Annotated in this window: 8 protein-coding genes; 5 read left to right on the plus strand and 3 right to left on the minus strand. The window is 39.4% G+C overall.

The annotated features are described in order from the left end of the window. The first annotated feature begins 111 nt into the window (after positions 1-111). Complete coding sequence (locus GQR47_RS11210) at positions 112-636, plus strand: hypothetical protein (RefSeq protein ID WP_165723782.1); 525 nt, start codon at positions 112-114, stop codon at positions 634-636. On the opposite strand, the gene GQR47_RS11215 is transcribed toward GQR47_RS11210, so the two are convergent. Next, entirely contained in the window at positions 633-2,150 is a 1,518-nt protein-coding gene (locus GQR47_RS11215) for a sensor domain-containing diguanylate cyclase (RefSeq protein WP_165723810.1), read from the minus strand. The genes GQR47_RS11210 and GQR47_RS11215 overlap by 4 nt on opposite strands. A gap of 369 nt (positions 2,151-2,519) precedes the next feature. Here GQR47_RS11215 and GQR47_RS11220 point away from each other — a divergent pair, with 369 nt between their 5' ends. The 3 genes from GQR47_RS11220 (at position 2,520) to GQR47_RS11230 (ending at position 7,239) form a co-directional block, all read left to right on the plus strand. After that, positions 2,520-4,331: a glycoside hydrolase family 3 protein gene (locus tag GQR47_RS11220; RefSeq protein ID WP_165723783.1), complete on the plus strand. Its 1,812-nt coding sequence runs from the start codon at positions 2,520-2,522 to the stop codon at positions 4,329-4,331. A 1-nt stretch (position 4,332) separates the two neighbouring features. Continuing rightward, on the plus strand, positions 4,333-5,067 hold the full coding sequence (locus GQR47_RS11225) for a 5-oxoprolinase subunit PxpA (protein WP_165723784.1): 735 nt from the start codon (positions 4,333-4,335) through the stop codon (positions 5,065-5,067). Between the two features lie 153 nt (positions 5,068-5,220). Then, positions 5,221-7,239: a S9 family peptidase gene (locus tag GQR47_RS11230; RefSeq protein ID WP_165723785.1), complete on the plus strand. Its 2,019-nt coding sequence runs from the start codon at positions 5,221-5,223 to the stop codon at positions 7,237-7,239. Positions 7,240-7,792: 553 nt separating this feature from the next. Here GQR47_RS11230 and GQR47_RS11235 read toward each other — a convergent pair. Further along, complete coding sequence (locus GQR47_RS11235) at positions 7,793-9,394, minus strand: isocitrate lyase (protein WP_002959200.1); 1,602 nt, start codon at positions 9,392-9,394, stop codon at positions 7,793-7,795. A 239-nt stretch (positions 9,395-9,633) separates the two neighbouring features. Here GQR47_RS11235 and GQR47_RS11240 point away from each other — a divergent pair, with 239 nt between their 5' ends. Next, positions 9,634-11,823 (plus strand): malate synthase G, encoded by a 2,190-nt coding sequence (locus GQR47_RS11240; protein ID WP_165723786.1) that lies wholly within the window; start codon positions 9,634-9,636, stop codon positions 11,821-11,823. 210 nt (positions 11,824-12,033) lie between these two features. On the opposite strand, the gene GQR47_RS11245 is transcribed toward GQR47_RS11240, so the two are convergent. Continuing rightward, positions 12,034-12,759, minus strand: coding sequence for a YebC/PmpR family DNA-binding transcriptional regulator (locus GQR47_RS11245; RefSeq protein ID WP_165723787.1), 726 nt, complete (start codon positions 12,757-12,759; stop codon positions 12,034-12,036).

The raw sequence follows: 12,759 nt of genomic DNA on the forward strand, positions 1-12,759 counted from the left end.
ATGTTTTTAAATTGATTGTTTTATGTAAACATCTAGTTAAGTTGTTAATATACAGACTTGAATAAGGCTGAATAGCTTTAAATTTAAAGAAAAGTAAACAAAGGTAAACGAATGCAAAAAATAATTTTTACAAGTGCAGTGCCAATAATCGCAGCTTTATTACTATCTGCATGTAATAACAGTGAAAAAACAGAGGTTAACAACTCTCAGGTACAACCTAAAACAGCAGAGATCATTATAAAAGAACCATCTAAGAACCAGAAAAGTGACATTATTTTCCCTAAAAAAGAAAGTAGTCAAGGTGTTGTTAAAAATGCATCTAAAAGCATAAATTCATCTGGTGATAAACTTATCTTTAACTCTGAGCAGTTATTTAAAGGCGACGTTATTTATAATCAGAACTTAAAACAAAAAGGTGTAGTAACAGGTACTCTTACCATTACACTAAATACCGATTCTGTGCCTGATGAGTTAAAAAATAATTATGAATTAGTCAAGTCAACAGCTCACAATTACACATTACTTGTTGAAAAGGATGTTGATATTGCAGGATTGTCTAGTGCTCTAAACAGCTATAGATCAGTGAGCAATGTAGAAATTGCAATTAACTATTCACCTATCGAAACACACTTTTAATCAGCAACAATGCACTGATTACGGCCATGTTCTTTTGCATGGTAAAGTGCTTTGTCAGCACATTTGTAAACTTGGTCTATGTCGTTACTGTGCTCAGGCCAAGTTGCAATCCCAATAGAAATTGTTATAAAGCCGATAGTTTCCATATTTGTAGACTCAACAGTTTTACGTAGTCGCTCTGCTATTTTGAGCGCACTTTGGCTGTTTTCATTAGGCAAGACAAGTACAAATTCTTCACCACCTATACGTGCTACGATATCGTCTTTTCGAGATAATTTTTTGATAATATCAGTAAGCGATTTAAGAGCTTCATCTCCTTTATCATGGCCAAAGGTATCGTTAACTCGCTTAAAGAAATCGATGTCTATCTCTAAAATAGCAAATGGAGTTTGCTTAAACATCAACTGGTTTAATAAACCGTTTAAACTCCTACGGTTATGAGTATCAGTTAGGGGATCTGTTTGCGCATCATGACGAAGCTGACCTATCTGCATTTGCAAAGTATTAACTCCATTGAGCATTGCAATTTTTAGTCTTTGGCTTTCAAAGTACCAAGATTTAACACTTTTTAGCTCTTCAATACTTGTTGGATCGTCAAGTGTATTTGCTTTGTCTGCTAGTTGTTTTAAAGGTCTAGAAATTAAGTGAGCAAAAAAACCTATTGAAAGAAACGTAATAACAGCCATCGGTAATGTACGTTTTATTACTTCAGTTATGAGTAAATCAAGTGACGAAAGCGTTGCTCTTACAGGGCGCTGAGCGACAATTACCCATTTTGCTTTAGGCACGGAGGAAAAGCCTGCTAGCATTTCTATCTCTTGGCTATTTTTAACAATAGAAGTACCGCTTTGGCCTGTAATCATATTATTAGTGATGGAATTATTTGTGACGACTGTCCCTATTAGTGCCTGATCTGGGTGATAGAGAATTCGCCTACTGGCGTCGACCACATAAATATATGTTCCACCCTCATAATAATGCTGCTCTAATAAGCTATTTAAAATATTACGCTCCTTTAGATAAAGAGAGCCACCAATATAACCAAGGTAATCTCCACTTTGATCAAACAAAGGATGAGAAATAAAAACAATAAAGTTCCCAGCAGCCGACATATAAGGCGCGCTGATTAATGGTCTTTTTTCTTGTAGCGCTTGTACAGCGCCAGGTGAGTGGATTGATTCACCAATAAGTTGCGGAAATTTAGGAGAGGTTGCGACAACAACACTATGCTTATTAATTACAACCGAGTTAAAGCTATTCGTTTGTAAGTGTAAGCGGGTCGCTTCTTGGTTTAATAAATCTTCATCATCAACTCTTTGCTCTATTTTTTTAGCTGAATAGGCCAGTTGTTGCATTGCGGATTCTAAAAAATTATCTGTTGCGGATGCCAGTTTATTGGCATAAGCATAGTTACTTTTTAGCGTGTAAGCTGTTAACTGCTCTTTTTGTACTTGGTAGGTAGAATAAAAGCTACTTACTAAAGTACTAATAGAAGCCGTAATCGCTAAAAGCAAAATAAGAAATCGAAGATTTAAGGCCGTTAATAATTTTTTTCGCAAACGTATGCCATCCTAAGTACAGGTATTCAGTACCCGAGCCTATAATTGTATATAAAGCCCGCAATTATACCCTCTTGAAAATTTATTATCTAATATTAACAAAGCCACAAAAAATATAACTAAATATAACTTTTCGCTAGTTGCAAGATTATGAATTTTCTTTAACTTTTACAATACGTTATTGGTTCCTCTGCAAAAATCCTTCTTTTGCAGTTACCTCAAAAAGTAGTTAAGCTGCTTACACTTATCTACTTTTTAGCTTTGGAGTGTGTTTTGCTAAATAAGTGTATTGTATCGTCTATCGTTTTTTTATCTGGGTGCTTAATGCCATTACAATCCTCGCTTGCTAAACCCGTGCTTTCTCTTGAACAACAACTTGGGCAAAAGCTAATACTCGACTTTCGTTACTTCTGCCAGCAAGGAGTTAGTAATAAATGCCGAACTCCAATGACCGAGTTACCTAATGAACTCGCTACCGCTATTGCAAAATACGATATTGGTGGGGTAATTTTATTTTCTGAAAACACTCAATCGATAGAGCAAACAATTGCGCTTAATAGCCAATTGCAAACAGCTGCAAGTAAATCCAGTAGTAAGCTGCCGCTATTTATATCAATAGATCAAGAAGGCGGACGTGTAGCGCGTTTACCACGCGATGTTGCCACCTCATTTACCGGTAATATGTCGATTGGCGCAACCTACAAAAAACACGGTACAAGCTTTGCGACAAAAACAGCAACAGTAATAGCTAAAGAGCTAAATTCGCTGGGTATAAATGTAAACTACGCGCCCACGGTTGATGTAAACATGAACCCCGATAACCCTGTTATTAACGTTCGTTCGTTTGGTGAAAACCCAGCATTAGTGAGTAAATTGGGCGCCGCACAGGTTGCAGGATTTGAAAGCAATGGCGTGATTACCTCGTTAAAGCACTTTCCGGGTCACGGCGATACAAACGTAGATAGCCATACAGGCTTGCCTAAAGTAAACCATGCAAAAGAAGTTATTTACGAGCAAGACCTAGCACCGTTTAAACACATTATCGCCAAGCAAAACCCAGGTATGATAATGACGGCGCATATTCAATACCCAGCGCTTGATAGCACAACGTTTATAAGTGTTAATGGCAAAACTATGGTAAAACCAGCAACAATGTCGCGCGCAATCATTACTGATATTTTACGTGGCGAGCTTAATTACCAAGGAGTTGTAGTAACTGATGCGCTTGATATGGCTGGTATTAGTAACTTCTTCACACCAACTCAAGCGGTAATAAATACATTTGCCGCTGGAGCTGACATTGCCCTAATGCCTATTGAAATTAGAACACCAGATGATTTAAATAAACTCGATGATCTTATTAAAGATCTTGTTGCAGCGATTAAATCAAACCAACTTGATGAGCAAGAAATAGCACAATCGGCACAGCGTATAATTACACTTAAAAATAAATTTAGATTAAGCACTAATTTTGACCCTATTACCGCGCTCATAAATGCAAAGCAAACAATTGGCAGTGCAGCACATCGCGAAATAGAAGCGCAGCTTGCTGTAGAGGCAATAACGCAGGTTAAAAATAATAACAGTACTTTGCCGCTTAATTTAAAAGCAGGAAGTAATATTCATATTATTATGCCCGACACGCGTAAATGTATGGCAATGCAGCAAGCAATTGAAGCTATCAGCCAGCAGAAACTTAACTATAGCTGTAGTAGTTTACAAGGGTTTAATCCAGCACATGCAAAAGCACAAATACAGGCTGCTGATGTAGTTATCGCCGGTAATGCAACGCCTAATCAAAGTGCGGTCGAAATTGGCGGTATGGATGATTTAAAAGATGATTCAAATTTTGCACTTAATAATGCAGAGCAGCCAAAAGCACTTGAGTCATTATTAAATATGGCAAAAGAGAAAAACAAAAGCACTGTTTTTATAAGCCTAAGAGCCCCTTACGACATTGCTAAATTTGGCAATTATGCAAATGCTGTACTTGCATCCTACGCATATAATATTGATGTAGATAAAAACGATATTGTATCTGGTCCTGCTTTTACCGCACTTGCAAAAGTGTTACTAGGCGAAGCAACTGCTAACGGCGTATTACCTGTCACAATAAAACCGCAAAAGGCGCATTAATATGAAGCTCAATTGTGATTTAGGCGAAAGCTTTGGCGCGTGGAAAATGGGGCTAGACGATGACGTTATGCCACATATTGATATGGCGAATATTGCGTGTGGGTTTCATGCAGGTGACGCCGATGTAATGGCAAACACTCTTGTACTTGCCAAGCAACATAACGTACAAATTGGTGCTCACCCAAGCTACCCAGACAAGCAGGGCTTTGGTAGACGCTCAATGGTACTTAGCGAAAAAGAGCTTACAAATTGCCTGCACTATCAAATAGCCGCTATTGAGGGTATGGCAAAAGTACAAGGTTTAACACTTAGCTATGTAAAACCCCACGGCGCACTGTATAACGACATGATGGCAAATGATCAAATATTACAAACCGTTATAAATGCAATTGCCAGCTACCCAATAGATTTAAAGCTAATGATTTTAGCGACTAAAAATGCCAATAAGCACATTCAAATAGCCAAAAGCTCAGGAGTTGATCTAATACTTGAGGCATTCGCCGACAGACAGTATACCGACGACGGGCATTTAGTGTCACGAACACTTGAGGGTAGCGTTCACAACAAAGCTGCATTACTAAAACAAGTAACTCAGCTTTTATCCGATGGCAGCGTGACAACACAAACTGGAAAAAAACTAACGCTCAACGCCCATAGCTTATGCGTACATGGCGACAACGCTGATGGCATAGCGCTTATAAAAGACATAAAAGCCCTGTGTAACTCAGCTAACTAAACTTTTACACAACCACAAATAGAAGCTGTAAACCCCCTTTACAGCTTTAACTCATAGATTTAAATAAGAGCTTTATCGCATCCTACTGTTAATTTAATAATCCCTAACATATAACTACTTAGCAAATTAAAAAAAGTAACAACAGGGATAAAAATGAAAAAGCTTTTAACACTTAGCCTCATTTTAGGCTGTAGTAATTTAGCCTACGCTGAAACAAATACACTACAACTGCAAGACGTGTTTAATTTAGAATATGCCAATCAAATAGATATAACCGAAGACCGTAAAACTGTTTATTTTGTGCGTAATCGCATGGATATAAAAACAGATCGTAAAGTGGGGAATATTTGGTCTGTTGATTACAAAACCAAACAAATGCAGCCATTAACCTCTGGCGTGCACATGGATTACTCGCCAGTACTCTCTCCTGATGGTCAACGCCTTGCGTTTATATCAACCCGCGATGGCAGCAGCCAAATATATATTAAATGGCTTAAAACAGGTGCTATGGCAAAAATTAGTAACTTAACGAGTAGTCCACGTTCGATTACATGGAGCCCTGATTCTAACCAATTAATATTTAGCATGTTTGTTCCAAGCGCTAATTCAGCGCCAGTGAGCTTACCAGGTAAACCAAAAGGCGCAACCTGGGCAGAGCCCGCCAAATTTATTGATGATGTGTATTACCGTTCAGATGGTGGCGGTTACACACAAAAAGGTTTTAGCCAATTATTTTCCATAGATGCTAACGGTGGTAATGCTAAACAACTCACTCATGATGAGTTTGATAACGCGGGCGATGTAAGCTTTAGTAACGATGGTAAATCACTTTATTTTTCTGCGAACAGGCACACTAACAACCAGCTAAAATTCACAAATAATGAAATTTATAAACTTGATTTGGCCTCGCAAACTATAACCGAAATTACTAAACGAGATGGCCCTGATGAACAACCTAAAGTATCGCCCGATGGTCGTTACTTAGCGTACACAGGTTATGACGATAAACGCACTAATTACGAAAATGCTCAACTTTATATTCGTGATTTAAAAACAGGTAACACAACTAGCTTAACGCCAAATTTTGACCGTAGCGTAGGTCAAATAAAATGGAGTGCCAATTCAAAAGGTGTGTACTTTAGTTACGCCGATAAAGGTCAAACCGCCCTCGCCTACCAACCACGCAGTGGCAAGCGTAAAATAATAACAACTCAAATTGGCAGCGTTGCCTTTGGACGCCCTTATTCTGGTGGCGACTTTGATGTAAGCGAAGATGGCGAGGTAGCCTTTACCCTTGCAGATACTCAGCGCCCTGCTGATATAGCAACAATTAAACGCGGTAAAGTGCAGCGTTTAACTACCCTTAATGCAGATGCATTGGGTGACAAAGCTTTGGCTAAAGTGGAAGAAATTTGGGTTAAATCAAGCCACGATGAGCTTCCTATTCAGGGGTGGATCGCCTACCCGCCAGAATTTGATAGCAGTAAAAAATATCCGCTAATACTAGAAATACACGGCGGTCCAGTAGCTAATTATGGCCCACATTTTAGCGCTGAAATTCAACTGTTTGCAGCCAAAGGTAATGTCGTTTTATACATGAACCCACGTGGTAGTGATTCATACGGTAAAGAGTTTGCACAAACTATTCATCATAATTACCCAAGTAACGATTTTGACGACTTAATGACGGGCGTTGATGCGCTAATAGGGAAAGGCTTTATCGACGAGTCTAAATTGTTTGTAACCGGTGGCTCTGGTGGCGGTGTATTAACAGCTTGGATTGTGGGTCATACAGATCGTTTTGCTGCGGCTGTAGTTGCCAAACCGGTTATTAATTGGATCAGTTTTGTACTAACTGCCGATTTTTACCCGTTTTTTGCTGATTACTGGTTTCCAGGAAAACCATGGGATCACATTGAGCATTACATGAAACGCTCGCCTATCAGCTATGTTGGAAACGTTAAAACTCCTACTATGTTGCTCACTGGGGAATCTGACTACCGTACACCAATTTCAGAAACTGAACAGTTTTATCAAGCATTAAAACTACAAGGTGTTGATACTGCAATGGTGCGAATTCCTAATGCTTCACATGGTATTACAGCTCGCCCATCAAACTTAATGACCAAAGTTGCTTATATTCAATGGTGGTTTGATAAACACACTAAATAACCTAAAATTAGTATAACATTTATAGCTCAAATAAAAGCCACTTTAAATAAGTGGCTTTTATATTTATCGCCGTAGTATTCAAACTGTAAACCCCCTTTACACTTCTGTGACAGTTAAATATCGGACTTAGCTAAAACTTCAGTTAGTAAAATTTCGGTTTATAGCATTTTTTGTAACTTGAGTTGGTAAAAAATCGGTTTGAGTCACTGTTTATAGCCTCTAAGTTAGTAAAATTTTGTTTTATCGCACGGAGAAGTTAGTAAAAAATCGGTTTATAAATTCGCTAAGTTTGTCTATTAAAGCAAAAATCAGTCACTTACCTACCTTTTAAAGTTGTTGTAAACGCTTTTTACAGCAAAATCACCCCAAATATGCCGTTTTATGAAAGGTTAGTTAAACTCTGATCTGTAAATTCACTCAGGTAGTTAAATAGTGATCCAACATGATTTGGTTAGTTAAAGTCTGATCTGTAATTGTGCTTAAATGTTCTAACTTTATTTAAAACAATAAAAAAGGGCCTATTGGCCCTTGAGTAACACTATCTAGTTAGGAATTAAAACTGGTTCATGGTGTTGTCTTCACCACCGGCTTTTAGCGCGTTATCACCAGAGAAGTATTCTTTGTGCGTATCGCCCATATTAGACCCTGCTAGGTCTTGGTGTTTAACAGAAGCTTGCTCACGGCGAATTTCTTGGCGTTGTACATCACGTACATAAGCCAGCATACCCATATCGCCAAAGTAACCTTCTGATAAAATATCAGTGCTTAGCGCAGCTGTATGGTACGTAGGCAGAGTAATTAAGTGATGGAAAATACCTGCTTCACGTGCGCCATCGCGCTGGAAGTTTTGCACTAGTAAATCGGCTGCTTGTGCAAGCTCTGTTGCATCCATCTCTGGTGCCATAAGGCCTTTATTATCGCCAAGGCTTGGGTAAGCACTAAGGTCACGGCCTGCTTCTTCCCACTCTTGATATACTTGCTCACGAAACTTAAGCGTCCAGTTAAACGAAGGCGAGTTGTTGTATACCAGTTTTGCATTTGGCACGTGTTCTTTTACACGATTCACCAGTTCTGCAATTTGTTTAACATGTGGTTTTTCTGTTTCAATCCACAGTAAATCAGCGCCCGACTGCAAGCTAGTAATACAGTCTAATACTACGCGGTCTTTTTCAGTGCCTTCGCGGAACTGGTATAAACCGTTATCTAGGCGAGTTGGTTTACATAACTGGCCATTAATTTTCATTGCCGTGTCGCCTTCATTTAAGTCATCAACACCGTTAATGGGCGTGGTTTCTAAAAATGCATTGTATTGGCTTGCTAAGTCTCCTGGTGTTTGCGACACAGGTACCTTTTGCGTAAGGCTGGCACCCAATGAATCTGTACGTGCCACAATAATACCGTTATCAATACCTAGCTCTAAAAAGGCGTAACGTACTGCGTTAATTTTTGCTAAAAAATCTTCGTGTGGAACGGTCACTTTACCCGCTTGGTGACCACATTGTTTGGCGTCAGATACTTGATTTTCTATTTGAATGGCACACGCACCGGCTTCAATCATTTTTTTAGCCAGTAAGTAAGTTGCTTCTTCGTTACCAAAACCTGCGTCAATATCAGCAATAATTGGCACAACATGGGTTTCAAAGTTGTCTATTTTATCAATAACAGCTTGAACATCGCCGCCGTTCGCTTTTGCTTCATCTAGGTCGTTAAACAAGTGGTCTAGTTCACGTGCATCAGCTTGCTTTAAAAACGTGTAAATTTCTTCAATTAGCGCAGGTACCGATGTTTTTTCATGCATGCTTTGATCTGGCAGCGGACCAAATGCAGAGCGGAGCGCTGCAACCATCCAGCCACTTAAGTATACATAGCTGCGTTTAGTTGTTTTTTGATGGCGCTTAATAGCCATCATCATTTGCTGGGCTGTAAAGCCATGCCAACAGCCTAAAGATTGGGTGTACTGGCTTGTGTCGGCGTCATATGCAGCCATATCTTCACGCATTACGTCTGCTGTGTATTGCGCAATTTCAATCCCTGTACGAAAACGGTTTTGTAAACGCATACGGCTTGCGTATTCAGGGTTAATAGCTTTCCATGCGCTGCCTTGTGTTTGGCAAAGAGTAGAGAGTGTGTCTGTTTCGCGTTGATATGTTGTCATAATAAAATCCTTCGAACGAGTGTGTAAATTATTTTAATGTTGTGAGAGTGGCTAGGAGTGTGTTCCGTAGCGCTTAATTCAACATTAGGCTCCTTTTCTAGATTTAGTAAATTTATAGTTGTTATTGTGGCTATACATTTTGTGAATAGCTAAAAAGCACTCAACATTGCCTTTTTGAGTTATTGTTGCCTTACGCACAAGCACACAACAACATCGCGACCGTTTAAAGGAAGGCAACTATGTCCCACACTCTCACACATTCAGGACTCAGCGTAGATACACAACTCGCTGATTTCGTTAAAAATCAATTGCTACCAGGCACTCACTTAAGTGAGTCACAATTTTGGCAAAGTTTTGCACATATCGTTCAAACACTTACCCCTATTAATAAGGCACTGCTTGAAAAGCGAGAGCTGCTTCAACAGCAAATAGACGACTACCATCTTGCTAATAAAACCTGGGATAGCGCTAAATACCAAGCCTTTTTGCAAGATATTGGTTACTTAGTAAAAGAGCCTGCCAACTTCGAAATTGAAACCCAAAATGTAGAGCCCGAAGTGGCCCTTACAGCAGGCCCTCAGTTAGTTGTGCCTGTAAGTAATGCACGCTTTGCACTTAATGCCGCTAACGCACGCTGGGGCTCGTTATACGACGCTTTATATGGTACTGATGTGTTAAGCGAAGATGACGGGGCTGAAAAAGGCAATACCTACAACCCTGTTCGTGGTTTTAAGGTAATGGCCTACGCTCGCCAGTTTTTAGATAAAGCATTGCCGCTGACCAATGGCTCGCATATAGAAAGCACGAATTACTCAGTAGTAGATGGCGCACTTTTAATTACCTTGCGTGACAGCTCTCAAACCACATTAGCTAACCCATCTCAGCTTATTGGCTATCAAGGAGAAGCACAAAACCCAACTGTAGTGTTATTAAAAAACAATGACTTACACATAGAACTACATATCGATCACCACCACATTATTGGCCAAGCTGATAAGGCTGGTTTAAAAGATGTAGTGCTAGAGGCCGCTCTTACCACCATTATGGATTGTGAAGATTCAGTAGCTGCGGTAGATGCAGAAGATAAAGTACAAGTTTATAAAAATTGGCTTGGGTTGATGCAAGGTAACTTAGTTGAATCGTTTAAAAAAGGCGATAAAACTGTTGAGCGTACCCTGCAAAGTGATAAAACATACACCGCACTTGATGGCGGCACCGTTACTTTAAAAGGCCGTAGCATGATGTTTGTAAGAAACGTTGGCCATTTAATGACGAACCCTGCTATTACCGATGTGTTTAATCAACCGGTGTTTGAAGGCATTATGGATGCGATGTTTACAGCCACTGCTGCCCTGCACGACCTAAATAAAAAAACAGGTATCAAAAATTCAAGCGCGCAAAGTATTAATATAGTAAAACCCAAAATGCATGGCCCAGAAGAGGTGGCATTTACTAACACTTTATTTAGCTTAGTAGAGGAAGCGCTAAGCTTACCTAAAAACACGCTTAAAATGGGTATTATGGATGAAGAACGCCGCACTTCTGTAAACCTAAAAGCCTGTATTTGTGCAGCCAAAGAGCGTGTTGTATTTATAAATACTGGATTTTTAGACCGTACCGGCGATGAAATTCATACCTCTATGCAAGCGGGCGTTGTGCTTCCAAAAGCACAGATTAAGCAGCAACCATGGATACAAGCTTATGAGGATCGCAACGTCGATATTGGCCTTGCTTGTGGCTTAAGTCATAAAGCACAAATAGGTAAAGGCATGTGGCCAATGCCAGATAAAATGGCATTAATGATGGAGCAAAAACAAGCGCACCCTAAATCAGGCGCTAATACTGCATGGGTGCCCTCCCCTACAGCCGCTACCCTGCATGCAATGCATTATCACGATATAAACGTATTTACTGAGCAGCAAAGTATAGCTAAACGTACTATTGCGAGCCTTAATGACCTGCTTACACCGCCGCTAATGGCAGACCCTAAAACGCTTTCAAAAGAAGATATTCAAAGTGAGCTAGAAAATAACGCACAAGGTATTTTAGGTTACGTTGTACGTTGGATTGATCAAGGCGTAGGCTGCTCAAAAGTACCTGACATTAACCATATAGGTTTAATGGAAGACAGAGCCACACTGCGTATTTCAAGCCAGCATATGGCTAATTGGTTGCTAAATGGCGTGTGCTCACAAGCGCAAATAAAATCAACAATGGCTAAAATGGCCAAAGTGGTTGATGGACAAAACGAGCATGACACTGCGTATACACCTATGGCACCAAGCGAAGAAACCCTTAATAACAGCATTGCGTATCAAGCCGCTACGGCATTAGTTTTAGAGGGCGTAACGCAACCTAGTGGGTACACTGAACCACTACTACATAGCTACCGTATAAAATATAAAGCACAAAAATCGAATACGCTTTAACTGCTTAATCAAAGTTAAAATTAAGTACTAAACCAGCTTTAAAGCTGGTTTTTTATCGCCTAAAATTAGAATAACAGCACTTTTAAGGCATTTTAAAAATATATATTCAAATAAGCATAATACACATGAATATCTAACATTTATTTAAACGTAAAAAAGCGTGTTTTGCATACACAAAACACGCTTTTTAAAGCTTTTAACCGTTTGCGTTTAATTTTTTACAATGGCATTGTGATAAATATTTTGTACATCGTCACAATCTTCAAGCATATTTATAAACTTATCAAAGTTAGCAATAACTTCTTCGTCTTCAATTTCAATATTGACTTGAGGAATAAACGTAATTTCGTCTACTTCAAAGTTAATGCCTTCAAATGCGTCTTCAAGGGCAGTTTTAGCTTTAAAGTATTCTGTTGGCGGTGCAAATACTGATATTTTACCATCCTCGGCTTCAACATCGCTTACATCAACATCAGCCATCATTAATGCTTCTAATACGACTTCATCGTCATCGCCTGCAAAGCCAAGTACCGCATAATGATCAAACATATGCGCTACACAGCCAGGAGTACCAATTTTTGAGTCTGTTTTAGTAAATGGTAAACGTACATCTTTGATAGTACGGTTCGGATTGTCAGTTAAACAGTCAACAATAACCATGCAGTTACCAGGGCCATAGCCTTCATAACGGGCAACAGAGTAATCTTCTCCTGCGCCACCGGCTGCTTTTTCAATTGCTTTTTCGATAACGTGTGCGGGTACTTGGTCTTTTTTAGCTTTTTCGATTAGACGGCGAAGTGTTTGGTTTACTTCGGGATCGGGAACACCACTTTTTGCTGCAACGTAAATCTCTTTGCCGTACTTTGAGTTTACTTTTGTTTTTGCATTGGCTGTTTTGATCATAGAACTTTGACGAACTACAAATGCTCTGCCCAT

The organism is Pseudoalteromonas sp. Z1A2 (genome assembly GCF_011378755.1).
Lineage (GTDB): Bacteria > Pseudomonadota > Gammaproteobacteria > Enterobacterales > Alteromonadaceae > Pseudoalteromonas > Pseudoalteromonas distincta.

What these genes read in the sequence shown, in the direction of transcription:
- GQR47_RS11225 (WP_165723784.1), top strand. Translation starts at nt 4,333, where the DNA reads ATGAAGCTCAATTGTGATTTAGGCGAAAGCTTTGGCGCGTGGAAAATG.
- GQR47_RS11210 (WP_165723782.1), top strand. Translation starts at nt 112, where the DNA reads ATGCAAAAAATAATTTTTACAAGTGCAGTGCCAATAATCGCAGCTTTA.
- GQR47_RS11240 (WP_165723786.1), top strand. Translation starts at nt 9,634, where the DNA reads ATGTCCCACACTCTCACACATTCAGGACTCAGCGTAGATACACAACTC.
- GQR47_RS11220 (WP_165723783.1), top strand. Translation starts at nt 2,520, where the DNA reads ATGCCATTACAATCCTCGCTTGCTAAACCCGTGCTTTCTCTTGAACAA.
- GQR47_RS11235 (WP_002959200.1), bottom strand. Translation starts at nt 9,394, where the DNA reads ATGACAACATATCAACGCGAAACAGACACACTCTCTACTCTTTGCCAA.
- GQR47_RS11245 (WP_165723787.1), bottom strand. Translation starts at nt 12,759, where the DNA reads ATGGGCAGAGCATTTGTAGTTCGTCAAAGTTCTATGATCAAAACAGCC.
- GQR47_RS11230 (WP_165723785.1), top strand. Translation starts at nt 5,221, where the DNA reads ATGAAAAAGCTTTTAACACTTAGCCTCATTTTAGGCTGTAGTAATTTA.